The 25,138-nt window shown below is 69.6% G+C and carries 18 protein-coding genes and 1 pseudogene; 12 read left to right on the top strand and 7 right to left on the bottom strand.

Annotated elements, in window-relative coordinates:
- Positions 1 to 346 precede the first annotated feature (346 nt).
- Positions 347 to 1,906, bottom strand: a complete 1,560-nt coding sequence (locus tag ACFY9I_RS18440) for an MFS transporter (RefSeq protein WP_391002786.1) — start codon at positions 1,904 to 1,906, stop codon at positions 347 to 349.
- Between the two features lie 250 nt (positions 1,907 to 2,156).
- Here ACFY9I_RS18440 and ACFY9I_RS18435 point away from each other — a divergent pair, with 250 nt between their 5' ends.
- A complete protein-coding gene (locus ACFY9I_RS18435) occupies positions 2,157 to 4,157 on the top strand; it encodes an SMI1/KNR4 family protein (protein WP_391002784.1) in 2,001 nt (666 codons plus the stop codon).
- A gap of 340 nt (positions 4,158 to 4,497) precedes the next feature.
- On the opposite strand, the gene ACFY9I_RS18430 is transcribed toward ACFY9I_RS18435, so the two are convergent.
- The gene (locus ACFY9I_RS18430; RefSeq protein ID WP_391002782.1) at positions 4,498 to 5,259 is read right to left on the bottom strand and encodes a ZIP family metal transporter; all 762 of its coding nucleotides are present in this window, start codon (positions 5,257 to 5,259) and stop codon (positions 4,498 to 4,500) included.
- 245 nt (positions 5,260 to 5,504) lie between these two features.
- Between ACFY9I_RS18430 and katG the strand changes: the two genes are divergently transcribed.
- Positions 5,505 to 7,694, top strand: a complete 2,190-nt coding sequence (gene katG / locus ACFY9I_RS18425) for a catalase/peroxidase HPI (protein WP_391002780.1) — start codon at positions 5,505 to 5,507, stop codon at positions 7,692 to 7,694.
- 157 nt (positions 7,695 to 7,851) lie between these two features.
- On the opposite strand, the gene ACFY9I_RS18420 is transcribed toward katG, so the two are convergent.
- Positions 7,852 to 8,244, bottom strand: coding sequence for a VOC family protein (locus ACFY9I_RS18420; protein ID WP_391002778.1), 393 nt, complete (start codon positions 8,242 to 8,244; stop codon positions 7,852 to 7,854).
- Between the two features lie 462 nt (positions 8,245 to 8,706).
- Between ACFY9I_RS18420 and ACFY9I_RS18415 the strand changes: the two genes are divergently transcribed.
- Entirely contained in the window at positions 8,707 to 9,579 is an 873-nt protein-coding gene (locus tag ACFY9I_RS18415; RefSeq protein WP_391002776.1) for a hypothetical protein, read from the top strand.
- An 89-nt stretch (positions 9,580 to 9,668) separates the two neighbouring features.
- Positions 9,669 to 9,914 (top strand): annotated as a pseudogene (locus ACFY9I_RS18410) (transposase family protein); the annotation flags it as partial.
- 185 nt (positions 9,915 to 10,099) lie between these two features.
- Here ACFY9I_RS18410 and ACFY9I_RS18405 read toward each other — a convergent pair.
- Complete coding sequence (locus tag ACFY9I_RS18405; RefSeq protein ID WP_391002774.1) at positions 10,100 to 12,799, bottom strand: RICIN domain-containing protein; 2,700 nt, start codon at positions 12,797 to 12,799, stop codon at positions 10,100 to 10,102.
- Positions 12,800 to 13,530: 731 nt separating this feature from the next.
- Complete coding sequence (locus ACFY9I_RS18400) at positions 13,531 to 14,565, bottom strand: substrate-binding domain-containing protein (RefSeq protein WP_391002772.1); 1,035 nt, start codon at positions 14,563 to 14,565, stop codon at positions 13,531 to 13,533.
- A 618-nt stretch (positions 14,566 to 15,183) separates the two neighbouring features.
- Between ACFY9I_RS18400 and ACFY9I_RS18395 the strand changes: the two genes are divergently transcribed.
- Together ACFY9I_RS18395 and ACFY9I_RS18390 are read left to right on the top strand one after the other, a co-directional pair.
- On the top strand, positions 15,184 to 16,203 hold the full coding sequence (locus tag ACFY9I_RS18395) for a substrate-binding domain-containing protein (RefSeq protein WP_391003186.1): 1,020 nt from the start codon (positions 15,184 to 15,186) through the stop codon (positions 16,201 to 16,203).
- A 68-nt stretch (positions 16,204 to 16,271) separates the two neighbouring features.
- Entirely contained in the window at positions 16,272 to 16,646 is a 375-nt protein-coding gene (locus ACFY9I_RS18390) for a DUF317 domain-containing protein (RefSeq protein ID WP_391002770.1), read from the top strand.
- Between the two features lie 185 nt (positions 16,647 to 16,831).
- Here ACFY9I_RS18390 and ACFY9I_RS18385 read toward each other — a convergent pair whose 3' ends face one another.
- A complete protein-coding gene (locus ACFY9I_RS18385) occupies positions 16,832 to 17,758 on the bottom strand; it encodes a DUF1295 domain-containing protein (RefSeq protein WP_391002768.1) in 927 nt (308 codons plus the stop codon).
- 71 nt (positions 17,759 to 17,829) lie between these two features.
- Here ACFY9I_RS18385 and ACFY9I_RS18380 point away from each other — a divergent pair, with 71 nt between their 5' ends.
- Entirely contained in the window at positions 17,830 to 18,393 is a 564-nt protein-coding gene (locus ACFY9I_RS18380; RefSeq protein ID WP_391002766.1) for a QsdR family transcriptional regulator, read from the top strand.
- A 388-nt stretch (positions 18,394 to 18,781) separates the two neighbouring features.
- Here ACFY9I_RS18380 and ACFY9I_RS18375 read toward each other — a convergent pair whose 3' ends face one another.
- Positions 18,782 to 19,717, bottom strand: a complete 936-nt coding sequence (locus ACFY9I_RS18375) for a LysR family transcriptional regulator (protein WP_391002764.1) — start codon at positions 19,715 to 19,717, stop codon at positions 18,782 to 18,784.
- Between the two features lie 145 nt (positions 19,718 to 19,862).
- Between ACFY9I_RS18375 and ACFY9I_RS18370 the strand changes: the two genes are divergently transcribed.
- The 5 genes from ACFY9I_RS18370 to ACFY9I_RS18350 all read left to right on the top strand — a co-directional run bounded on the left by ACFY9I_RS18370 (position 19,863) and on the right by ACFY9I_RS18350 (position 25,072).
- A complete protein-coding gene (locus ACFY9I_RS18370; protein WP_391003184.1) occupies positions 19,863 to 20,852 on the top strand; it encodes a fumarylacetoacetate hydrolase family protein in 990 nt (329 codons plus the stop codon).
- Entirely contained in the window at positions 20,849 to 21,829 is a 981-nt protein-coding gene (locus ACFY9I_RS18365; protein ID WP_391002762.1) for a cyclase family protein, read from the top strand. Before ACFY9I_RS18370 ends, ACFY9I_RS18365 begins: the two co-directional genes overlap by 4 nt.
- A 111-nt stretch (positions 21,830 to 21,940) precedes the next feature.
- Complete coding sequence (locus ACFY9I_RS18360; RefSeq protein ID WP_391002760.1) at positions 21,941 to 23,080, top strand: FAD-dependent monooxygenase; 1,140 nt, start codon at positions 21,941 to 21,943, stop codon at positions 23,078 to 23,080.
- Positions 23,077 to 24,123, top strand: coding sequence for an amidohydrolase family protein (locus tag ACFY9I_RS18355; protein ID WP_391002758.1), 1,047 nt, complete (start codon positions 23,077 to 23,079; stop codon positions 24,121 to 24,123). Before ACFY9I_RS18360 ends, ACFY9I_RS18355 begins: the two co-directional genes overlap by 4 nt.
- Before the next feature lie 10 nt (positions 24,124 to 24,133).
- A complete protein-coding gene (locus ACFY9I_RS18350; RefSeq protein WP_391002756.1) occupies positions 24,134 to 25,072 on the top strand; it encodes a VOC family protein in 939 nt (312 codons plus the stop codon).
- Positions 25,073 to 25,138: the final 66 nt, after the last annotated feature.

Here is a 25,138-nt window from a genome sequence, read left to right as displayed (position 1 = left end):
CGCCGACGAAGCCGGAGGAGAGGACGACCTGCTCGTACAGCGATTCGTTCGGCTGCAGCGAATCGGTAGGCGCCCTCGCGGTCGCGGTCGGTGTCTGCAGCCGAGTGCGCACGTCCGGCTCGTCGAGGACGACATCCCCGTCCACGGCGACCACGATGTGCTGGCCCTCGAAGCGTTCCTCCAGCGCGACGACCAGCTCCCGCACGGCTCCGCCTTCCTCCGTCGGCTCGCCCTCCGGGTCCGTCGCGGCCATACTCGCGCGCCCCGATGACGGCGGCAACCTGCGTCGCCGTCATCGGGCGGTGCCGCCGTCGGCCGCGGCCGAGTGACCCTCGGGGGGGCCGGGTCAGACACGGCCCCGGAGGTCAGGATCGGGGCGCGCGTCACCGTCGGTCGTACGGCCCGTGGCGGCAGTGGCGGATGCGTGGGCCGTTTCTTCGGAGGTGTCGAGGCTGGTACGCAGGACGACCGGCTTCAGCAGGACCGCCGCGACGATGCCGAGGGCGGCGACACAGGCGGCGATGGCGAAGATGTCCCCCGTGGCGGACCCGTAGGCGACGCTCGCGCTCTGGTGGTCCTGTGTCATGCGCTCGGTGACCTGACGGTTCAGCACGGCGCCGAGCACGGTGACGCCGCACGTGCCACCCAGGGAGCGGAAGAAGGTGACCGTGGAACTGGCCGAGCCGATGTCCCGCAGCGGGACGGAGTTCTGCACGACGAGGATGAAGTTCTGGAGGGTCATTCCGATGCCGGCGCCGACGCACAGCATGGCGACGCCCATGAACGTCAGCGAGGTCGTGTGACTGACGGTCCCCAGGCCGGCGAACCCGACCGTGAGCAGGACGGTTCCGGTGAGCAGGAACGGCTTCAGCTTCCCCGTCCTGCTGAGGAGCCGGCCCGCGAGCACGGAGGAGACCAGCAGACCGCCCATCATCGGGATGGTCAGCACGCCCGCCCGGGTGGCCGAGTGACCGCGGCTGGTCTGGAAGTACTGGCTGAGATAGACCGAGGCCGAGAACATGGCCGTACCGGCGGCGAGACTTCCGAGGATGGCGAGCACGGTCGTGCGCTGTTTGACGATGTGCAGCGGCACAATGGGCTCGGTCGCGCGTGTCTCGACCCACAGGGCGACGGACAGCAGGCCCGCCGCCCCTCCGACCATGGCCGCCGTCTGCCAGGACGCCCAGGCGAAGGACCCACCGACGAACGAGACCCAGATGAGCAGCACGCTGACGCCCGAGGTGATCAGGCTCGCACCCAGGTAGTCGATCTTGACGTTGTCACGCCGGACGAACGGCAGGCGCAGCGTCCGCTGGAGCAGGACCAGCGCGGCGACGGCGACCGGGACGCTGATGAGGAAGCACCATCGCCAGCCCAGCCACGAGGTGTCCACGAGGAGGCCGCCGAGCAGCGGACCACCGATGGTCGACAGGGCGGTGACGCCGCTGAGGTAACCTCCGTACCTGCCTCGTTCGCGCGGTGGGATCATCGCCGCGATGGCGATCTGGACCAGGGCCTGGACGCCGCCCACGCCCACCCCCTGGACGGCGCGCGCGGCGATGAGCTGCCCCGGAGACTGGCTCAGTCCCGCCGCCACCGACCCCAGGACGAACACGGCGACGGCGGTCCGCACGAGCGTCTTCTTGCTGAACAGGTCGGACAGCTTCCCCCAGATCGGGGTGGTGGCGGTCGCGGTCAGCAGGGTCGCGGTGACGATCCAGGTGTACTGCGTCGGCGAGCCGTCCAGCGCATGGACCATCTTGGGCAGCGCGTTGGAGACGACGGTGCTGCTGAGCGTCGACACGAAGAGCGCGATGAGCAGGCCGCTGAGGGCCACCAGGACCTGCCGTCGAGCCTCGGGCGGCGGGTCCTCGGTGCCGGTGTCGTTCACTGCGGCTGTGCTCATCGCGCGGGCTCCAGGGACGGTCGGAGAGGAGAGGACGGACTGCGCCCGGACCGGCGACGGTCCGTGCCCACACGATCACGGTGCGGACTCCTCGCCCTCTCTGCAACAGGGAGATCCCCCTGTCCCGGGATCCGGCGATCGGGCGGAACAGCGCGGGGACGGCCCGGCAGGACGTCGGTCGGTGGCAGAGCCCGGCCACCGGAACCTGATCCCCGGCTCGATGTCAGTGGTGGGTGGCAGCATCGGTCGTATGACGGACACCACGGCATTCGACTGGCGATCGTTCCTGCTCAGGTGGAGCGGGGAGTGGGCGGATTCCCTGCCGGAGGACGAGCCGCAGAGCGAGGGCGACGAGGCCGCGCAACGGGCGCGGTGGCTGGGCTTCCCGCCCGCGTCCGAGGAGCGGATCGCAGCCATGGAGGATCGGCTGGGCCGACGGATGCCTCCGTCGTACCGGGAGTTCCTCAAGGTCAGCGACGGGTGGCGCAACGCGGGCGGCTTCGTGTGGCTGTTGGCGGGAACCGAGGGCGCGCGCTGGCACAACGACGCGTCAGGGCTCGCGGACATCTTCGAGGAGTACCTGGACGAGGACGCCGGGCCCGAGGAGCGGCGGGAGGTGGACGTCTGGCGGCGCGGACTGCAGATCGACGTCGAGTCGGACGGCACCCATGTCCTCCTCCATCCCGGGGACGTGGACGAGGACGGTGAGTGGGCCGTGTACACCTGGGCGAGCTGGCGTGCCGCGCCACCCGAGCGGCACGCCGACTTCCTCACGTTCATGCGGGACATGCACCGGGAGTTCCACAGCCTGCGGTCGCACCCGGGCGACGGGGAGCCGGTGTTCGCCAACGACACCACACGAGAGTTGGACGCCCTGGTGGAGGCAACCCGGCGGGAGGCACTGCGCGGTGACTGGGAAAAGGCCCACAAGGCACTGGACGAGGCCAAGGGGTACGGCAGGCCACGGGCCGCGGGCCTGAGCGACCAGATACGCCGTCTGCTCGGAGAGACCCACATGGTGTACTTCGACGGACTGGCGACGGACCCTCGGTACGCAGCCGAGCTGCTGCCACCGCTGGTCGCCGAGCACGCGGCACGCTCCCGCCGGGACGATTCCACTCTGAGGTTCCATCTCCGGGGCGCCGACCAGGATTCGATGTCGCTGGCCCGAGCGACGCTGGAGCGGGTGCGCAACGGCACGTACCGGTACACGGCCGCCGGACCGTTCGGTGAAGCGGTCGAGCGGGCGCGGGAGTCGGCGCGGTGGGGAGACACCGACGGGGCATGGCGGACGCTGATGGATGCCCTGCCCCAGTGGGAGCCGCTGGGACCGTACCAACTGGCGCCGCTGGGGTGGGTGGCCGACCCCGTCCTCGGACCGCTGCTGACCCCGGAGCGGGGTCGTGAGCTGTTGTCCACTCCACGGGCCGGGGAGACGGGTGAGGCACCGAGGCCGACGGCCGCGCTCGACCCGGGCGACCTGGCGTGGCTCGCGGAGCCGGACCCGGGCAACAACCGCACGTCCTACCGGTTCGTCCTGGTGGAGGGGGTGGAGCCGGAAAACCTGCCCGGGCGTCTCGCAGACGGTGGCGGGAAGGGGGCCGGAGGCGGGGACGGGGCCTGGGCCGGGGGCAGGGACGACGGCGTACTGAACGAACCCATGACCCACTGGGAAGCGCGCCACCGTTCGCTGCAGAACCGGATGGAGTTCCCGTCCTACGACGACAGGGCTCTCATGGCGGTCGGCCGGGCGGGCACCGGTTGGAGCTTCGCCTTCGACAGCGATCCCGCCCCGTTCGACCAGCGGCGCTTCCTCTCCCCGGCCGTGGCCGCCAGCGCCGGCACCCGTGCGGTGGTGGTGTGGAACGGCCTGCGGGCAGAGCACCGTGAGCCCTTCTTCCACCTTTCGGTTGCGCGAGACGGTACCGAGCAGTACGCGTTCACCTACGTGGACGGCGAGATCCGGCGGAGCGGGGAGATACCGCAGACGCTGGATCCGGGCCCGCTCTTCGGCACCCCGCAGGACGGGGCGGACCAGGAACGGTCGCTGCTGGAAGCGGTGACCGGGGAGTTCGGCGTGCGCCTGCCGCGTCATGCCCTGGTGCACGGTCGACTGCACACCTTCACCACGCGTTCCTGGACGCGTCCGCCGGGGGACGGCGAGACGTACTCGGTGAGCCGATGGGAGTGGGTACGGGAGCGTCCGGCGGACAGCCGACGGACCGGAGACGACGGGGCGGGGAGAAGCTAGTGCCGAATGCGCGTGTGGCGGCAGAGGTCGGCGTGACGGTCTCGACGGTGAGGAAGTGGCGCGGGAAGTTCGCCGCTGAGCGGCTGGCCGGGCTTGAAGAGGCCGCCCGAACGGCCGACCGAAGGCTGACCTGGTCCTGAGCGAGGCTGAGCGGGATCAGCTCACCCGGTGGGCGAGGCGGGCGAAGACCGCCCAGTACCTGGTGTTGCGCACGGTGAGCGTCGACGGCAGGCTGCCTCGACCTGCCGGTTCAGGACGTCGAGGGGGACGCCGGGGTCGGAGCCGAAGCACCGACTCCCGGGGCGCGCAGCACGCATCCCGTACCCCGGGCTGCCCCTGATCAGGTGTGGGACAACGCGAAGGAGACCAGGAAACCGCTGACCGTGACCAGTCCGATCGCCAGGTGGGCTTCCTCGAACGCCTCGGGGATCATCGTGTCGGCGATCATGGCCAGGATGGCGCCGGCTGCCACGGCGGTCACGGCGGCGACCACAGCCGGTGAGAAGCTACCGACCACGGTGTAGCCGAGCACCGCGGAGACGGTGCTCGCGCCGGCGATCGCTCCCCAGACGCCGAAGACGTAGCCCTTGGTGCGGCCGGCCTTCTTCATCCCGGCCGAGCTGGACAGTCCCTCGGGGACGTTGCTGATGAACACCGCCGCCACCGTGACGAGGCTGACGGCCCCGCCGTCCAACAGGCTGACGCCGATCACCGCCGACTCGGGTACACCGTCCAGCAGCGCCCCCAACGCCAGGGCCAGCCCCGAGCCGCTGTGCGCCTCCTCGGACGGCTGGGCCTGACCGGCATGAAGACCGGATCGCTTGCGATGGCGCGCACCACGGCGGATCAGCCACACATTGCCGAGTGTGTAGGCCCCTGCCCCGGCCAGCGTTCCCACGGCCGCGGGGCCCAGACCACCTTCGTCATAGGCCTCCTCGACCAACTCGAAGGAGACAGCCGACAGCAACACCCCGGCGCCGAAGGCCATCACCAGTGCGATGACCTTCTGCGGCACCCGCAGCCCGTAGCCGAACACCGCCCCCAACAGCAGCGCCGAGCCTGCCAGCAATCCCCAACCACCTGCCTGCACCACCTCGGACATGGTGCACCGACTACCCGCGCGGGCCACGATGACTCCAGCCGGCGCCGGCGTGACGCCGACAGCCGCCCGCGGCAACTCGGAAGTGGACTTCTGGGCGGAAAAGAAGCCTCCGGTCGCACGTTCGTCATGCGCGGGTGCCCTGCGTGTTTCGTAGCGGTGCCGTCTGCGGTGCGCGACCATACGGACGCCGACTTCACATTCATCGGCATGGTGCGTGGAATCACCGAGACAGAAAGTAGGACGACGTGTCCGGCAGCGAAAGCGAAAACCCGGCAATCGCCTCCCCGACCCCCACGCCGACTCGGCCCAGGACGAACCGGGACTGGTGGCCGAATCAACTGGACCTGCAAATTCTTCACCAACACTCGTCCCGCTCCAATCCGATGGACGAGGACTTCGACTACCCACGCGAGTTCGCCACCCTCGACCTCGACACACTGAAGCAGGACGTCATCGACGTGATGACCACGTCGAAGGACTGGTGGCCTGCCGACTACGGCCACTACGGGCCGCTCTTCATCCGCATGAGCTGGCACGCAGCGGGCACCTACCGTGTCGCCGACGGCCGGGGCGGCGGCGGCAGGGGCGCTCAGCGCTTCGCCCCCCTCAACAGTTGGCCGGACAACGCGAGCCTCGACAAGGCGCGCCGTTTGCTGTGGCCGGTCAAACAGAAGTACGGACAGAAAATCTCCTGGGCCGACCTTCTGGTTTTCGCCGGTAACTGTGCCATGGAATCCATGGGGTTCAAGACGTTCGGGTTCGGATTCGGCCGAGAGGACATCTGGGAACCCGAGGAAATCTTCTGGGGGCCCGAGGACATCTGGCTCGGAGATGAGCGTTACAGCGGCGACAGGGAACTCGCCGCTCCCTTCGGCGCCGTGCAGATGGGACTCATCTACGTCAATCCGGAAGGACCCAACGGCAACCCGGACCCGATGGCCGCCGCCCGGGACATTCGCGAGACGTTCGGGCGCATGGCGATGAACGACGAGGAGACGGTCGCGCTCATCGTCGGCGGCCACACGTTCGGCAAGTGTCACGGTGCGGTCGATCCCGCGCACATCGGCCCGGAACCCGAGGCCGCACCCGTCGAGCAGCAGGGTCTCGGCTGGCGCAACACGTACGGCAGCGGCAAGGGCGCCGACGCGCTCACCAGTGGGCTCGAAGGCGCGTGGACCTCCGCGCCGACCCGTTGGGACAACGGGTACCTGGACAACCTGTTCGGGTACGAATGGGAGCTGACGACCAGCCCCGCCGGTGCCAAGCAGTGGACTCCCGTGGATCCTTCGGCCAAGGGCACGGTGCCCGACGCCCATGATCCGTCGAGGAGGCACGCTCCCATGATGCTGACGACGGACCTCGCGCTGAGGCTGGATCCGATCTACGGCCCGATCTCGAAGGGCTTCCACGAGAACCCGGACCGTCTCGCCGAAGCCTTCGCCAAGGCCTGGTACAAGCTGTTGCACCGCGACATGGGCCCCGTGACGCGCTACCTCGGCCCGTGGGTTCCCGAGCCGCAGGTATGGCAGGACCCCGTCCCCGAGGTCGATCACCCACTCGTGGTGGACGAGGACATCGCCGCTCTCAAGAGCACGATCCTCGCCTCGGGACTGTCCGTCTCCCAACTGGTCACGACCGCTTGGGCGTCCGCGGCGAGCTTCCGCGGCACCGACAAGCGCGGCGGGGCCAACGGGGCACGGATCCGGCTCGCGCCGCAACGGGACTGGGAGGTCAACCACCTGCCTGAGGTGGCCGAAGTGCTGCAGCAGCTGGAACGGATCCGGCAGGACTTCAACCACTCACATGCCGGCGGCGCCAGGGTCTCGCTCGCCGACCTGATCGTCCTGGGCGGGTGCGCGGCCGTCGAGCAGGCCGCGAAGAACGCCGGTCACGACATCACGGTCCCGTTCGCACCGGGGCGCACCGACGCCTCGCAGGAACAGACCGACGCGGAGTCGTTCGCCATGCTCGAACCCAGGGCCGACGGGTTCAGGAACTACCTCCGGGCGGGAGAGAAGCTGTCGCCGGAGACACTCCTGCTGGACCGCGCCAACCTGTTGACGCTGACCGCTCCCGAGATGACCGTGCTGATCGGCGGCATGCGGATCCTGGACACCGGTTACAAGCGATCCCCGCACGGCGTCTTCACCCACCGGCCGGAGACATTGACCAACGACTTCTTCGTCAACCTGCTCGACATGAGCACGGAGTGGAAGGCGTCGGCCTCGGACGAGAACGTGTTCGAGGGCCGGGACAGCGCCACGGGCGAACTCAGGTGGACCGCCACCGCGGTCGACCTCGTCTTCGGCGCACACTCCCAGCTCCGGGCCGTGTCGGAGGTCTACGCGGCCAAGGACGCGGGGCACAAGTTCGTGCGTGACTTCGTGTCCGCCTGGGACAAGGTGATGAACCTCGATCGGTTCGACCTCTCCTGACCGATGTCCGGGCCGGGGCAGTGACGCTGATCGCTCGCAGCTCCCCCGGCGCTTCCACGGGGGGGCACGCGCACCTCACCCACAGCACGCGTGCCCGTCGACCCGGGCGCCGGCCGGAGAGCGCGATATCCGGGCGATCTCCGACCAGCCCCGGTCGTCAGTTCTCCTGGAGCACGGAGAGCACGTTCCCGGCGGGGTCGGTGAACCACGCGATCGCCGCAGGCCCGCCGTCACCGCCCCGGACGATGCCCCTCTCGTCGTGCTCGAATCCGGGATAGCGCTCAAGGGTCACGCCGTGGCCCTCCAGTTCGTCGACGGCGGCCTCGATGTCGTCCACGGGGAAGTTGAGGATCGTGAACGTCGCGGGCGTGTGCGTCTCCTTCGGGTAGACGAAGACCCGCGCGCCGCTGCCGAGGGTGAGGGTCAGCATCCGCATGTCCCCCTCCCCGGTCTCCTCCGCCTGGAGACCTAGAGTCTCACCGTAGAACCGGTGGGCCTCGCCCAGGTCGTCGACCGCGAAGCCACTGAACGCCTGCGACTGTCCGAACATGCCGTGTGTCTCCTTCACGCGTGAGCCGTCCCGAGATCTCAGGGCACACCACACGCACCACGGCGAACGGCACGCCACGCGGTCGACGCCCGGATGGTCGCGCGCCCTTCACCCCACAAAGCGGTGGCCGACCGCCGCCTGAGCTCCTCCGACAGCCGGTCGGGAACGCCCTTCCTTACGCAACACGAGTGAATCAGCCGACTTTGCCGCTCGGTGCTGATGCGGGTTTCGTACGGTCTGTGTACGGATCCGGCGGCCGTGGGGGACGGCCCTGACGGCGGGCACCGTTCGAAGGGGCACCTGCATGGTGAGATTGGGGAAGTCGCCGGACGTGCTGGGGGTCCGGACGAACCGCTGGTGTGGGCAGGGCGCCGGCGCCCGGGGCGCGTTCGATGTGGCTCGTCTCGGCGAAACGGTGCCGGCCGTCCCTGGTGACGGGCGGGCAGGAGTGCGGCGGTGCGGATGATGTGGTCTCTCGGACCGTCCGTCGGCTGCCTGGTGTTGACCCTGTCCCTGCTGCTCCGTGTCTGGGGCGCGCGGGGGCGGGTGCGGACGCGTCTGCTGTTGGTGGCCGGTTCTGCCGCCGCCGGGGGTGTCTATCGGATCTCCCTCGCCGGGCTGTCGGCTCGACCGGAGTCGGCAACGGATGCACAGGGGTTGGCCGGTTCGGCGGTCGTCGCCGGAGTGACGATCACGGTGGGGCTGGGAATGGCCGGTCTGGTGATGGCGGCCGATGCCGGCACAGGTTGGCGGGCGTGGCTGCGGCGCGTGCTTGATGGGGCTGTCATGGCCGGGGCCGGGTTCATGGTGGGATGGGTGCTGCTGGGCAGGGCCGGTGAGGGCTGGCGGCCGGAGACGGGAATGCTCGGCGTGCTGTGGACCTCGGAAGTCGTGTCCCTCGGTTTTCTGCTCGCCCTGCGACGTCTCGTGCGGGGCGACCAGCAGGCCACGGTGTGGGCGGCGATCGTCGGAGTGTTCCTGATACTGATCGGCGACACCCTGCGTCTGCTGATGGTCGGTGCGCAGGGCACTGAGGCGATGTCATCCCCGTTGGCCGACGTCTGTGGCACCGCGGGACTGCTGACCGTCGCTGTCGGGCCTTGGGTGCCCGGCGGGGCGAGCGTCCTGTGCGCTGGTCGGCCGACGCTGCGATCGGGGATGGAAGGCGCCGCGGCGTTCGTGCCCCTGACCGTCTGCACGGTCACGGCGCTGGGATACACGCTGGCGCCTCTTGCCGCCGATCCGGTACCACTGTTGGTCGGCGCGATGGCGCTGCTGGGCCTCTGGGCACGCCAGACCTGCCTTCCGAGCGAGAACACGGGCAAGGACGACTGAGATCCGTTCACCGCAGTCGTGCTCATGGCCGGTGACCGACTCCTTCCGTGGACAGCCACCGTGCTCGGCAAGGGCGCTCACGGCGATACCGACCTGGTCGTCCCGTATGCCACATCGGAGCCGGTCCGTGGGTGACGACGCCTCTGAGACAGCCACCGGGCGGCGACCTCACACCGACCCGGCGGACCGTCAACCGCGCGCTGTCCGCTGCACGCGCACCGGTCGAGCACGGAGTCGCCCGCCCGAAGTCCTGGCGGATCTTCCGCAAGGCCCGATGCAGCCCGAATCGAATGTCGCCGATCTCCGCCGCCGTTCTCACCCTGGAGCGGCACCGCCGGCAGAGTTCTGTGAATCTGGAAGCGGTGAGTGACCTGTACGCCTCGCAGCCGCTTGACCAGGGCCTCGTGTCGTCGTTGAACGTAGAGGTCGCCCTGGTTGAACGTAGAGATCGCCCTGGCGGACCTGGCCAACGGCAACGCATTTCTGCCGGGCCGATGCGGCCCGGCAGAATGCGCCTCTTTCAGGTGGTCAGCGTACTGACGCTCCACTGCTGGTTCTGCCCGGAGCCGCAGCTGTACTGGATGAGCTGGGCGCCATCGGCGGCCGAAGCGCTGGTCACGTCAGCGCACTTGCCCGAATGCCGGGCCACGAGCTGGGCGTAACCGCTGCCGGCATCGCGCAGCTGCCACTGCTGGTTCTGCCCGTTGCCGCAGTCGGACTGGACGAGCTGGGCGCCGTTGGCGGTGGAAGCGCCGGTCACACCGGCGCACTTGCCCGAATGCCGGGCCACGAGCTGGACGTAACCGCTGCCGGCATCGCGCAGCTGCCACTGCTGGTTCTGCCCGTTGCCGCAGCTGTACTGGATGAGCTGGGCGCCATCGGCGGCCGAAGCGCTGGTCACGTCGGCGCACTTGTCCGAATGCCGGGCCACGAGCCTGCGGTGGCTGTCGTTGCCGAAGCCGGCACCGCGCCGGACCCGCACGTCGTCGACGTGCACCGACCCGCGCTCGCCGCCGTTCGCGTACCACGCGACCTTCGCGATCCCCGGCATCGAGGTGCGGAACGCGGCGTCGCTCAGCGCGCGCCGGCCGTCGATGTCCAGGTCGAATCGCTGGTTGACCGTGTCGACGGTGAGCGTGACCCGATACCACCGACCGGAGGCGTACGTACCGATGACACGGTTCGTGCTTCCCTCGTACGCGCGGATCTCGCCGCGCGCGAACGCGACGCTGACGGCTGGTGCGCCGCTGGAGTTGTACACGTAGGGCAGTCCGAACCAGCCCGCCTGCGTGTCATTGCGCATCACCTGCGCCTCGATCGTCACCACGCCCTGCAGCGGGGTGCCGAAGACCCGGGCGAGGTTGGTCCCGTCGGTGCCGCCGCCCTCGATCGTGCGGCTCAGCCGGACGCTCTTGTCGTTGGCGGAAGGCGTCTCCGCCACGGCGACCTGGTTGTTGGTCGAGACGACCTGCCATCCGTTCGTACCGTCGGCGAGCGCGCCGGTCGCCTGACCGTCGAACGAGTCCGTGAACGCGATGTCCGTCGCCCCGCGCTCGAAGGCGCCGATGTCCGGACCGCTTCCGGGCGGTACCGGCGTCCCGGTGAAGTCGAGGCCGCCGTTGCCGGTGACGGCGGCACCGGCGTCGACGAACACCGATCCGGCCTGGAGCGCGAAGTTCGCCGCCGTGCCGAGTTTCGGGCCGTTCTCGTCGCCGTAGGGCCCCGCGACGGCGGCGTTCAGGAACTGCGGAGCGCCGACCACGGCGTTCACGTCGGACGCGGGCCGAGTGGTCAGGTTGGACGAGTACCCGTTGTTGTTGTAGACGATGCTCGACTGCTGCCTGAACTCGGGTGCGGAATGTCCCGAGATGAACAGGTTGTTGGTGAACGTCGCCCTGCCGGAGACACCGCCGGACACCATGGTGGACGAATCGGTGTTGGCGAAGATGTTGTTGTATATCTGCGCCACCGTGCCGCTCTGCTGCGACATGTGGATGTTCCAGCGTTTGCTGCCGGTGATGACGTTGTAGCGGAGCACCACGCTGCCGAACTTGTACGTGGAGTTGCACGCGCAGAGCAGGATGCCGTCGCCGTTGTCGTGGAGGTAGTTGTACTGGAACACCTGGTTGGTGGTGCCGATGTCGGGGTCCATGCCGTTCTGGTCGGCACCACCCGACGAGAGGCGGGTGCCCATGATCTCGTTGTACTGGACGGTGACGCTGTCGGCCATGTAGGTCTCGACGCCGGAGACGCCGACCCGGTCGATCACATTGCCTTCGACGAGTCCGCCCCGGACGTTGGTGAGGTAGACGCCGTTGCAGCCGTAGGAGGTGTTCTCCTGCGTGATGTAGTTGCCGCGGATCGTGACGTTGGTGTGCGGGGTGAAGTTGGAGTCGCCGGCCGTGGCGCGCCTGCCCCAGCCCGTCGCGACGGCACCGGGTGCGTCACCGACGTACTGCTTCACGACTATGCCGCCGAACGAGGTGTTCTTGATGGTGGAGTTCTCCACCGTGATGCCGTCGAGCACTGTGGGGGCGCCGGGCGCGGCGATGTCCTGGACGCCGGTGAGGAAGGCGATGCCGCCGGTGTTCTTCGAGCGGTCCCAGCCCTGTACGAAGGTGATGCCCGGCTTGTTGCCGGTACTGCTGCCGCCGATCCACTTGACCTCGCCGGTGACGTCGTGCACGTCGACCGAATCGATCACGAAGTGGCGCAGGGTCTGGCCGTTGTCGCCGTGCACGCCGATGCCGCGGAAGTCGCCTAGCTTCGAACCGTCTGTCGTCCCCGTGGGTACCGTGTTCGACACGTCGAGGTTGCGGATCTCCCAGTACTGCTGGTTGTGCAACCGCACCGCGTCGCCGACGGTGCCCTCGCCGGCGATCTTCGGCTTGGCGCCCGCCCCGTAGCTGTCGATGCTGATCGGGGAGCCGTCGACACCGGACCCCTTCGGCCACAGCTGCCCGGTCCAGCTGTCACCGGACTCGAAGCGGATGGTGTCGCCGGGCTGGAACGTCGTCGAGTTCACCTTGCTCAGCGAGCGCCAGGGAGCGCTGGTGCTGGTCCCGGAGTTGCTGTCGCTCCCGGTCTCGCTCACGTAGTACGTGCTGCCCGCGGCGTGGGCCCGCTGCGCGGGGATGAGCACGATCGAGGCGAGCACGACGGCCAGCGCGCACAGCGCGGCGGCGGTCGCCCTCGGCACAAGTCTTCGGTAGGTGGTCATGGTCCTCTTCTTGTCGTGTGCGGTCGTGCGGTACCGGCTCCTGGAGTGGCGCCGTCGCGGGTGTGGGCCGGGCTCGCCCTCTTGGAGGCCGGGCTCGGGCGGCGGATCCGGTAGCGGACGGCCGTCCGTGAGCCCGAGGGCGAACGCCTCCGTGTCATCGCAGCCCGGCGACCGGATCAGGTGCGGGTCGACGCGCCCCGGTGCAGGCGGCGCCACGACCGGAACGGGGGCGAGGGAGGACGGACCCGCACCGGGCCGGCGGGAGGTCGAAGGCGGTTGTGTCGTCACGTTCGGACAGCACGTCGTCGGCGCTGCCGAACCGCCGCCAAGGTGTGCTGAGGATCCTCATGCTCCCCTCGAGGCGTGCGCTGGGAAAACGTATTCCGCGCAGTGTGTCCAGAGATGATCGAGCCGTCAAGGTTTCCAGCCGGACGAACCTCTCGGCGTCGTGAGAGGTGATGGCCGCCGCCGGCCTGCCGGAAGACGAACGAGAGGCCGGCGGGCCCCCTCCACACTGACCGCACCGCGCACTACGCCCTCGCCGGCAGGCACGCGCACGGATCAGCGCGTCGGGCTGCCCTCCCGTACGCCGTCCTGACGCGGGAGACGGCGCCGCGCTCGGGCGGCGTCCGGCCCGGCTCCGGACGACACCCCCGCTGCTCGCCGCACGGTGGCAGGGGCCTGCCCCGCCGCGCCGCACGAACCGGCCGGTTGGCCACAGCAGGGGCAGGTCAGGGGACGTGGACCGCCGTGCTGTCGCGCACCACGAGCTGCCCGCGCATCATCAGGCGTGAGGCTTGCGCACGAGCCGCGACCGCGAGGCGGACCGCCTCCGCGCCTGCCTCCGCCAGCGGCAACGACACGGTCGTCAGCCGCGGTGTCACGTCGGTCGCGAGCTCGATGTCGTCGAAACCGGTCACCGAGACGTCCGCCGGCACCGACACCCCCGCGGCCCGGAAGGCGGACATCGCGCCGATGGCGATGGTGTCGTTGGCGGCCAGGACCGCGTGCGGTGGCTCGAGCCCTCGGGCGACCAGCCGCCGGGCCGCGTCGAATCCCCCTTGGCGGCTCACCGCACCGTGCGAGATGTGGATGTGCCGTTCCTCGAGGCCGGCGTCGCGCAGCCCGGCCACCAGACCCGCCGTGCGGGCGGCGACGTTCCCGCGCCCGCGGACGCCGGCGAGGATGGTCACGTGCCGGTGCCCCGACTCGGCGATGTGGGTGGCCAATTCCTTCGCGGAGCCATGGTTGTCGAAGCCGATGGCGGCGAACGGCATGTCGGTGTCACCTACGATCACCACCCGGCCGCCGTCGCGTTCGTAGCCGAGCAGTTCGTCGAGCAGGCGCCCGCCCAGGGCGTTCGCGTCCAGGCGGCTGGAGGTCAGGATGAGCGCCCGCGGCCGGAGCGCACGCTGCAGCCGGACGGTTTCGAACTGGCGCTCGGCGGTGCCGTGGGTCGACGAGACGGTCACGAAGGCCCCGGCGTCGCGCGCCTGCCGTTCCATCGCCGCGACGACCATCCCCATTGACGGGGTCGTGAGGTCGTCGGCGACCACCGCGATCGAGTCGCTCGCGCGCCGCATCGCCCGGGCCGCGGCGTCCGCGGTGTAGCGCAACGCGGCCGCGGCGGTGAGGACCCGCTGCTCGTACTCGGGCGCGACCGTCCGGGAACTGCCGCCCAGGACTCGTGACGCGGTCGTGACCGACACTCCGGCGGCCGCCGCCACGTCGCGCAGGGTGACGGTCGGTCTGGCTGGATGGGGCATGGTCGTTCCCTCCCGCGCCATGAGAACGCCGCCGACGAGCCACAGCGGCCCGCACGGGCCGCTGAGCCTCAGCAGCCCTCACCAGCCGCAGCCGACGCCACCCGAGGATATCCGTGGTCGGCCGCCGACGGAATTCGGACCGTACAGGTGACGCGGTGGCGTGCGGCTCGGCTCCACGGTGGACACGAACACGCCCCGGCTTCGGCGGGACGCTTCCTCGCGGAGTGCCGTGTCGGCGTCGCCGCGGCCCTGGCAGCGGCGCCTGCCGCACCGCCGGAACGCCGTCGCGTCGGCACTGGGGCGTAGCTCAGGCACGCGGGGCCGAGGCCGAACGCCGTGTCGCGTCCCGACAGGCACTTCCTTCTGTCGGCGGTCTCTGAACCTGGACCCCTTCGGGCCCGACGCCGTGTCATGGCCCATGGGCGCCGGACCTCAGAGGGGAAACGCCCTGCGCCACGGGTGAGCGGGTCTGGCGCGCATCAGTCCCTCGTCACCCCACCGCCTTCAAGGCGCTGTGCGTCCCCGTGCACAATGTGCGGCATGGAAGATGGTCCGGCAGCATCTCCGCCACGGCGCGGGGCGGCCGTATCCGGGGAGCGCCAGGCAACCTTGCGTGATGTGGCCCGGGCCGCGGGCGTCTCGCAGGCGACGGCGTCGCGCGTGCTCAACGGCAGCATCCGCAACGTCCGGCAGGGGAACGCCGCCCGTGTGCTCGCCGCAGCCGCGGAACTGGGCTACGCGCCGCACCTGTCCGCCCAGGCGATCGCGCGGGGGTCGACGAACACCGTCGCTCTGGTCGTCAGCGGTGTCGACGACCCGTACTTCTCCTCCATCGCGGCAGGTGTGACGCAGGCGGCGGAGGCGGCCGGACTCATTGTGACCATGGCGGTCGCGGGCCGCTCCCCCGAGCGGGAACTCCAGATCGTCAGGACGCTGCGCGGTATGCGGCCCCGCGCCATCATCCTGACCGGCAGCCGCATCGACGGCAGCGACACCCGCGACGCACTCGTCGAGGAGTTCGACGCCTACCGGGATGCCGGCGGCAGCGTGGTCCTGATAAGCCAGCACGATCTGCCGTTCCGCACCGTCAGCATCGACAACCACGGCGGGGCGCGGCAGCTTGCCCGCGCTCTGGCAGGCCTCGGCTACCGACGGTTCGCGGTGGTGTGCGCGGGCGGGGGGCTCAGGACATCCCGTGACCGGTGCGGTGGATTCATGGACGGCCTGCGCGAGTTCGACATCGATATCGACGAACAACGCGTGGTGGAAGCCGAGTTCAGCCGCCGAGGCGGGTGTGTGGCCGCCCGTGAGCTGGTCCGCCGGGGCCTGGACGGCACGGAACTCGTCTTCGCCGTCAGCGACGTCATGGCGATCGGTGCGATGACGGCATTCCGCGACGCCGGACTGGTCCCCGGCCAGGACGTCGCCGTCGCCGGCTTCGACGACATCGGCCCAGCGGTGGACGTCGTCCCGGAGCTGACCACCGTGACCGTACCTCTGCGGCAGCTCGGGCTCCGCGCGATGGAGCTCGCGCTGTCCGACGACGACGCCTCGCGGATCGTGCAGGTCTCCACGAGCGTTGTCCTACGGAGCAGCACACGGCGTCTGCCACGGCCGCGGGCCGACGGCCGAGGCTGAGATCCGCGGCAGCCACCCGCGGCCGTGGACGCCTCCACGGCGACGCCGTACGCCCCGGACCCGCACCCGTGACCGACACCGAACGCCGGATCGCCGCCGCGGTCACCTCACTCGGGCCTCCAGAGGCTGGCGAACCCGATCAGCCCATCCACGACGAACCGCCCGTCCCTCACACGGAGACCGTTCCCGTCTACGCCGCCGATCCTGGCAACCATGACGCTGTCCTCGACGAGTTCGTCGCCGAGAAGAGCGACTGGGAGAAGTGGCGGACCTTCTCCGACGACACCACCCACGTCATCCACGAGTCACAGACCCTGCGCATCCAGCTCCTGCACGAAGCCGACCCCCGCGAGGACGCCTGGACCATCGCCGCCTATGAGACACCCGTCTCCGACCGGATGTGGCACCTCACCCTGACGGCAACACCCCAGCCGGACTCCTGAACCGCAGTGCAGGGGGCGGTCGAGAATCGCTGTGGGCGGAACACCCTCACCGAGGACCCCCGCTCGCCGGAGGTCTGGATCGAGGGCCGGTGGCTCACCGGGCGAGACCGCGAGGACGCCGGCGCCGGGCACACGGTGCCCCTGCCCGCCGCTCTGCCTCGTCACCGATGGGGCAGTCGGAATGCTTACTGATGAGTGGTCCGTCGGGGCCCGGGAAAGAACCGGTTGGTGACGCGCTGATAGCGGATGTATCCGGGGCGTCGCTGCCGGCTGAAATGCTCGGCGGGAACGGCGCCGGTGTAGTGCACGAGCATGTGGTAGGTGGTCCAGGAGATCCAGGCCAGGGCGAGGGCCGTGAGCAGGCCGAAGACGATGTGATGGTGTGGCCAGCGGTCGATCAGCACGGGCAGCGACAGCAGGATGAGACTGCTCCACTGCATCCACTGACCGAAGTAGTTGGGGTGGCGGCTGTAGCGCCACAGCCCGATGTCACAGGTGTGGCGCGCACCGTCCCGTCGGGTGCGGTCGGCGAAACGGGCCTTCTGCAGATCCGCCACCGATTCGAAGACCCAGAACACCGCCCACAGCGCGATCGCCACGACACTCACGACATCGAGGCCGGCCGGGCGCACGGTGGCGAGCGCGGCCGGGACCGCGAGCACCGCGATGTTGGCGCCGCACTGGACCATGATCTCGACCTGGAGCGACACCTTCTCGTTGCGGAACCCGTCTCGCTCCCAGCGGCGCCGCTGGTACTGGTACCGCGGCAACTCGCCGGGCAACCGCTTGAACACCATGAACCGCAGCGCCCAGGCGCCCATACGCATGCCCATCAGCAGGTAGATCGCCGCAGTCGCGAGAGCCGCAGGCGAATCCAGGCCGCCGAACACCAGGACCTGCACCCCGATCAGGGCCAGGCCCCACGGCCAGGCCACATCCACGTAGGACATGAACCCGGTGCGGTGGGCCGGCAGACACGCACCCAGGACGAAGACGGCCAGTTGCACAAGCAGGTTGCAGACCATGAACCCGGTGAGGTCGCCCTGAAGCGCAAGGGCCGCGAACATCACGACATAGATCGCGAACGGCATTGTCCGCTTCACTGTGGCCACGGCAACTCCCCCCGAAAGTGAGACACTGATACATGTGTGTCTCATGGATTGAGTGAGACACTAGGACGGTGATGTCTCAAACGCAAGAGGTTCCGCCTCCGCTGCCCCCGGCCGAGCCGGTGCTGCGCGCTGCGGTCGCGATGTTCCTGCGGGACGGCTGGATCGACGCACGAGCGCTGGCTGCCGAGGCCGGCATCGGCCGCGCCACCCTGTATCGGCGTTACGGCGACCGCGACCGCCTGATCGGCGAGGCGATCTGGGCGATCGCCACAACCGAGTTCGCCCAGATCTACCCCCGGAGCCGGGGGCAAGGCGCCGACAAGGTCGCCGACCTCGTTCACGCCATGCTGACCACCAGCGCACAACTGCCGGCCATGCGTCGGTTCGTCGCCGAACACCCCGACACCGCACTACGGGTGATGACCTCGCGTGACGGCGTCATCCAAGACCGCATAGTCGAAACCGTCAGCCGTCTCATCCAGTCCGAGATCGGCGAACCCGACGACATCGACGCCCCGACCCTCGCCTACGCCGTCGTCCGGGTCGCCGAGTCCTTCTATTACCGCGAGCTCCTCACCGGGCAGCCCACCGACATCAGCGCCGCCACCACCATCATCCGCAGACTCCTGCGCTGACCGGCCGACCTGACGCTCGACCACGTGTGCGCTGTCGAGGCCAGACCGGATACGGACGGACCGGAAGTGCAGCCGGAGCGCGCGGCCGATGCCGCCGTCTGCGGGCTCGGCGGCAGGACCACGAAGCCATGGGCCGTCCTCTCCTCCCGTTGCCCGTGTCCACAGGGGCTCTATGACGTTCGGCTCTGGCCCGTATCGGTTGACCTTGCTGGAGCAGATCGCCGCGGCCTGCCCCCGGCGATGACCGCACTCGCCGATCTCATAGGCGGCTTCGCCGCCCTGCTGAAACCGGGCGAGGACAACGACGTGAAACTCACCGGGTGGATCACGGCCGCCCATGCCGTTGACTTATCGGTGACTTTTGCAGACGCAGGGCATAGCCCCACCCTCATTTCGGCGGACCGGAGAGCGTAGGCCGACCGGCCTCCATCGTCTCGGCGACCCGAGCCATCGTCTCCCGCAGCCACATGTGCGCCGCGTCGTGCGTGTGGACCGGATGCCACCACAAGGCCTGCTGGATCGGCACGGCGTCATAGGGCGGTTCCATGATGCGGACGGGTGCGAGTCCGTCCAGCTCATCGGCGAGACGCCTTTGAAGGAGAGCCACCCGGCGGGTGCCTACGACCAGAAGTGGCATCAGCTGGAAACCGTCGACGGAGACCGCCACGCGCGGCTCGATGCCGAGCATGGCAATCTGACGGGCGGCGGGGGCATCGTAGGCTCGTTGGTACGTCACCCACGGCAGTCGGGCCAAGTCGTCGAGGGTGAGCTGCTCGCCGACCTCCGGGTTGTCATCCGCGACGAGGAAGACCCAGCTGTCCTGGTAGAGCTCGACCGTGGGGAAGCCGCGAATGATGCCGTGGGGCAGCAGTAGTCCGTCCACGGTGCTGAGCAGCGACCCGGTGCTGTCGATGATTTCGTTCGGCACCTGTTTGAACCTCAGCCGTATGCCTGGTGCCTCGGCTTGGACGGTGCGGGCGAGTTCGGTGCCGAAGACGGCAACCGCATAGTCCGAGGCGATCAGCGTGAACTCATGTTCCTCGCGGGAGGGGTTGAATTCCGCCTGACTGGCGAAAACGCGCTCCAGCAGGTCGCATGCGGTGGTGGTCCGGTCGAGGAGGGCCTGCCCGAGGGCGGTCAGTTCGTACCCTCCGCCCACCCGGGCGAGGAGGTCGTCGTCGAAGTGGCGGCGCAGCCGGGCCAGGGCCGCGCTCATCGCGGGTTGACTGAGACCGATGCGCTGGCCGGCCCTGGTGACGTTGCGCTCCTGCAGGAGGGCGCGCAGGGCGACGACGAGGTTGAGGTCCAGGCTGGCCAGGTTCACGAAGCATCCCAGTTCCGGAGCCAGCACCTTCGGTATTCGCCGGCTGGATTCTTATATACAGGTAATCGATTTCCCTGATTGCAATCTACGGGCCAGATTAGTGGGCACCGCAATCGGGAGGAAAATCTCCGTGACATCCGCAGCCATGTCGGCACTCTTCACCCCCTTCTCCGGACCGTTCGCCATCGGCACTCTTTCGGCACCGGGCGAGACCAGGTTCCCGGGCCTCGTGGCCCCGGACGGCCAGGTACTCGACCTGCGTACGGCATTGGGTGAACCCGCGCTGACCACGCTCGCACTCATGGAGCGCTGGGACGAGCTGCTGCCGCGGCTGCACATCCTCGCCGGGGACCCGGAGCGCGACTGGCGGCCGCTGGCCGAGATGACGGCGCACGCGCCCGTCGAGCCGCGGCAGATCTTCCAGTCGGGCGCCAACTACCGGCAGCACGTGATCGACCTGGCGGTCGCACACCGCGCCCCGGCCGCCCCGGGCACCGTCGAGGAGGCCCGCGCCGAGGTCGCGGCGGTCATGGACAAGCGGGCCGCCGAGGACCTCCCGTACGTCTTCATCGGCCTGCCGACCACGATCAGCGGTCCCTACGACGACGTGGTGCTGCCCGCCTGGGCCGAGAAGCCCGACTGGGAGCTGGAACTGGCCGCGGTGATCTCCCGTCCCGCCTCCCGGGTCACCGTGGACGAGGCGCTGGAGTACGTCGCGGGCTACACCATCGCCAACGACCTGACCGACCGCGCGACCGTCTTCCGCCGGGACATGCCCCCGATCGGCACCGACTGGCTGCGCAGCAAGAACGCCCCCGGCTTCACCCCGCTCGGTCCGTGGATCGTCCCGGCCGGCTCCATCGCCGACCCCTCCGACCTGCAGGTCACCCTGAAACTCAACGGCGAGACCATGCAGGACGAGTCCACCAGCGACATGATCTTCGGCGTCGCACGGTTGGTCTCGTACATCTCCCAGACGGCCCGACTACTTCCCGGCGACCTGGTTCTGACCGGCAGCCCGGCCGGCAACGGCATCCATTGGGGCCGGCTGCTGCGCGACGGCGACGTGATGGACGGCTCGGTCACCGGGCTCGGCGCCCAGCGCACCCGCTGTGTCGCGGAGGAGGCCCGATGAGCGCCGACCGAATCGACGGTATCGACCGTACGGATCCCGAGGTGGCGATCGCCGAGGCCGCGAGGGCGTACTCGAACTGGGGCCGCTGGGGCGAGGACGACGTGCTCGGCACTCTCAACTTCCTCGACGAGGCCAAGCGTCGCGAGGGCGCAGCCCTGGTCCGCGACGGCGTCAGCTTCTCCTTGTCACAGAGCTTCGACATGGACGGCCCGCAGAAAGGCTGGCGGCGGCGTACCAACCCGGTGCACACGATGCTCGCCACCGGCACCGACGCCGCTCTGGGCGGCCAGGGCTTCCCGCACGGTTTCGGTGGCGCCGACGACGTGATCGCCATGCCCTTGCAGTGCTCCACCCAATGGGATGGGCTCGGGCACATCTTCGATCACGGCAAGGCGTGGAACGGCCGCCCGGCGGAGAAGGTCGTCACCTCCGAAGGCGATCTGGTCACCGGTATCGAGCACATGGCTTCGCACGTCGCCGGGCGAGGCGTCCTCCTCGATGTGGGCCTGATCATCGGTCAGGACGGCGAACTTCCCGACGGCTTCGCCATCACCGAGGAGCACCTGACCTCGACCGCTGCCTCGCACGGTGTGACCGTCGGTCGTGGCGACCTCGTCCTCGTGCGCACCGGGCGGCTGGCCCGCGCCCGTCACGAAGGCTGGGGCGACTACGCGGGCGGGCCGGCGCCGGGGTTGAGCTTCAGTACGGCCGGCTGGCTGCACCGGAGCGAGATCGCCGGGATCGCCACCGACACCTGGGGTTTCGAGGTGCGGCCCAACGAGTTCGACCACGCCTTCCAGCCGCTGCACCAGGTCGCCATCCCTCACATCGGCCTGCTCATCGGGGAGATGTGGGACCTCGACGCCCTCGCCGCACATTGCGCCGCCGACGGCCGGTACGAGTTCTGGCTCACCGCCGCGCCCCTGCCCATCACCGGTTCCGTCGGCTCACCGGTGAATCCCATCGCCGTCAAGTAACGCCCCTGGACGGCCGGGCGAGCCGCGCCCGGACGGCTACGCCCTCGCCCGCCCGGCCCGCAACACCCCTCTGCCGCTCGAAGTCGCGCGGCACCATCTCAGGGAGAACTCATGAACGATTCCCGTCCCCGCACCGTCCTCGTCATAGGCGGCGGCGCGTCCGGCAACGCCGTGACCGTGCTGCTGCGGCGGGCGGGCATCGCCGTGGAACTGATCGAGGCCAAAGCCGACTGGAACGTGCTCGGCTCCGGCATCACCCTCCAGGGCAACGCGCTGCGCGTGCTGCGCGAAGTGGGCGTGTGGGACAAGGTCCGGGCGAGCGGCTACGCCGTCGACGCCGTCGGCCTGGCCGCGCCCGACGGAACCGTGTTCCACGTCCAGCAGGACATCCGCACCGGAGGGGAGGACCTGCCCCCGATCTTCGGCATGCAGCGGCCCCGGCTCCAGGAGATTCTGTGCGAGGCCGTTCGCGAGAGCGGCGCGGCGATACGCCTTGGCACCACCGCCGAGGAACTGGTCCAGGACGCGTCCGGCGTCACCGCCCGGTTCAGCGACGGCACCGAGAGCCGCTACGACCTTGTCATCGCCGCCGACGGCGTCGGCTCCCGCACGCGCGCGATGATCGGCATCAGCGACAAGCCCGAACCGACCGGCATGGCCATCTGGCGCGTCCCCGCGCCCCGCCCCGAGAGCGTGAAGCGCAAGGACCTGTCCTACGGCGGACCGTGCTACATCGCCGGCTACTGCCCCACCAGCAAGAACACTCTCTACGCCTACCTCGTCGAGGCCAACCGCGACCGCGCCTCCATCGACCCGGCCTCGTACGCGGACGAGATGCGGCGGCTGGCCGCGCCCTACGGAGGTGCCTGGCCGGAGATCGCGGCGAGCATCACCGACCCCGCCAAGGTCAACTACACCCGGTTCGAGCGGCTGCTCGTCGAGGGCTCCTGGCACCGCGGCCGGGTCGTCCTGATCGGTGACGCGGCCCATGTCTGTCCTCCCACGCTCGCCCAGGGCGCGGCCATGTCGCTGGAGGACGCCTCCGTACTGGCCGAGATGCTGAGCGAGGAGCAGGACTGGAGTTCCCTCGACTCCGTGCTGACCGGCTTCTACGAACGCCGGATCGGCCGTGTCCGCATGGTGGTCGAGGCATCCGTGCAACTCGGTCAGTGGCAGATGGACGGCGCCCGTGACGCCGACGCACCCGGTCTGATGGCCCGCACGATGTCCGTCCTGAAGGAGACCCCGTGAACTCCGTGAACGACGGGAGTCCCGCGAGTCCCGGGAGTCCCCGGAACGGCGCACCCACGGTCGACGTCCACGCGCACGTCCTGCTCCCTCAGGTCGAGGACGCCGTCGCCGGACACCCCGGGCTGACCGCGGCCCGCGATCTCGACGCCCGCCGCAACGGCCCCGAGGCCATCGCCGTCAGCGGCCCGATGTTCCGGGACCGCTTCCCGAAACTGACCGACGTCAAGGCCCGGCTCGCCGCGATGGACGCCTCCGGGGTCGACGTCCAGCTGGTCTCACCGTCTCCGTCGCACTACCACTACTGGGCCGACGAGGACCTGGCCCGTACGGTGTGGGAACTGGCCAACGAGGGCACCGCCGCGCACATCGCCCAGGCCCCGCAGCGGCTGCACGGCCTCGGCCTCGTCCCCCTCCAGCACCCGGACCTCGCCGTCGAAGCCCTCGAACACGCCCTCGGCCTGGGCCTGCGCGGTGTCGAGATCTCCAGCCACGCCCCGGGACACGAACTGTCGGACCCCGCGTACGAACCGTTCTGGACACGGGCCGAGGAAACCGGCGCGATCCTCTTCCTGCACCCCTTCGGCTGCACGCTCGACGAGCGCCTCAACCGCTGGTACCTGTCCAACACCGTCGGCCAGCCGACCGAGAACGCCGTCGCCCTGTCCCATCTGATCTTCTCCGGCGTCCTGGACCGGCACCCGGGGTTGCGCATCGTCGCCGCCCACGGCGGCGGCTATCTGCCCACCCACATCGGCCGCTCCGACCACGCCTGGCTCGCCCGCACCGACACCCGCGGCTGCGCGCACCCGCCCAGCAGCTACCTCAAGCAGCTGTACTTCGACTCCCTTGTCCACGACCCGGACGTCCTGCGCGAGCTGATCCGCGTGGCCGGCCCCGACCGGGTGCTGCTCGGCTCCGACTTCCCCTTCGACATGGGCACCGACGACCCGCTCGGCGCTCTGCGCGACGTCACCGACCTGCCCGACCCCCACTTCCACGCCGTACGCGGCGGCAACGCGGCAGCACTGCTGCATCTCACCTGAGGAACCCGACATGACCAACCGTCTGCTCACCCACCTGCGGCACGTCGACCTCGCCGTGCCCGACTACGACAAGCAACTCGACTTCTACGCCGGCGTCTGGGGTCTGACCAAGGTCGCCGAGGACTCCGGCATCTCCTTCCTGGCCGCCGAGGGCTCCCCCGAGCAGTACATCGTCCGGCTCCGCAAGGCCGAGGAGAAGCGCCTCGACCTCATCTCCTACGGCGCGGCGAACCCCGCCGACGTGGACACACTCGCCGAGCGACTCCTCGCGGGTGGAGTGCGGTTGATCTCCCAGCCGGGCAAGGTCGACACCCCCGGCGGCGGCTACGGCTTCCGCTTCTTCGACATCGACGGCCGCACCATCGAGGTCTCGGCCGACGTCGAGGCGCGCCGGCACCGTCGTATCGAGGAGAAGGAGTCCATCCCCGTCCGTCTCTCGCACGTCGTCCTGAACTCCCCCGACATCAACGCCACCCGCGCCTGGTACGAGCAGCACCTCGACTTCCGGCTGTCCGACACGATGACCTTGCCGCACATGGGCGACGTCATGCACTTCATGCGGATCAGCAACCAGCACCACTCCATGGCCATCGCCAGCGGTCCGTACGCCTCCCTGCAGCACCTCTCCTTCGAGATGCGCGGCATCGACGAGTACATGCGCGGCTCCGGCCGCGTGATGCGCTCCGGCGCCCGCAAGATCTGGGGCCCGGGGCGGCACATGGCGGGCGACAACACCTTCACGTACTTCCTCGACCCGCACGGCAACACCGTCGAGTACACCACCGAGCTCGAAAAGCTGGACGAGGACACCTGGCACCCGCACATCTACGACCTGACGAAGCCCGAGAACGCCGACCAGTGGGGCACGTCCAACCCGATGAACGAGATGGTCGCCAAGGAGATGATCAACGACGTCGACCGCGGCGTCTTCGTCGCTCCGCCGGTCTGACCCCTTGACCCCGGGGGCTCGGCGCACTCCCCGGCCTTGCCATGCCGCCGGGCCCCCGGTCTGTGT

The sequence above is a fragment of the Streptomyces sp. NPDC012510 genome (assembly GCF_042955065.1).
Classification (GTDB): Bacteria; Actinomycetota; Actinomycetes; order Streptomycetales; family Streptomycetaceae; genus Streptomyces.
This window is presented reverse-complemented; position numbering and strand designations above follow the sequence as displayed.

Coding starts and splice junctions, on each gene's coding strand:
- ACFY9I_RS18380 (WP_391002766.1), top strand. CDS start 17,830: ATGTCTCAAACGCAAGAGGTTCCGCCTCCGCTGCCCCCGGCCGAGCCG.
- ACFY9I_RS18365 (WP_391002762.1), top strand. CDS start 20,849: ATGAGCGCCGACCGAATCGACGGTATCGACCGTACGGATCCCGAGGTG.
- ACFY9I_RS18370 (WP_391003184.1), top strand. CDS start 19,863: ATGTCGGCACTCTTCACCCCCTTCTCCGGACCGTTCGCCATCGGCACT.
- ACFY9I_RS18350 (WP_391002756.1), top strand. CDS start 24,134: ATGACCAACCGTCTGCTCACCCACCTGCGGCACGTCGACCTCGCCGTG.
- ACFY9I_RS18400 (WP_391002772.1), bottom strand. CDS start 14,565: ATGCCCCATCCAGCCAGACCGACCGTCACCCTGCGCGACGTGGCGGCG.
- ACFY9I_RS18415 (WP_391002776.1), top strand. CDS start 8,707: ATGATGTGGTCTCTCGGACCGTCCGTCGGCTGCCTGGTGTTGACCCTG.
- ACFY9I_RS18360 (WP_391002760.1), top strand. CDS start 21,941: ATGAACGATTCCCGTCCCCGCACCGTCCTCGTCATAGGCGGCGGCGCG.
- ACFY9I_RS18435 (WP_391002784.1), top strand. CDS start 2,157: ATGACGGACACCACGGCATTCGACTGGCGATCGTTCCTGCTCAGGTGG.
- ACFY9I_RS18420 (WP_391002778.1), bottom strand. CDS start 8,244: ATGTTCGGACAGTCGCAGGCGTTCAGTGGCTTCGCGGTCGACGACCTG.
- ACFY9I_RS18405 (WP_391002774.1), bottom strand. CDS start 12,799: ATGACCACCTACCGAAGACTTGTGCCGAGGGCGACCGCCGCCGCGCTG.
- ACFY9I_RS18440 (WP_391002786.1), bottom strand. CDS start 1,906: ATGAGCACAGCCGCAGTGAACGACACCGGCACCGAGGACCCGCCGCCC.
- ACFY9I_RS18430 (WP_391002782.1), bottom strand. CDS start 5,259: ATGTCCGAGGTGGTGCAGGCAGGTGGTTGGGGATTGCTGGCAGGCTCG.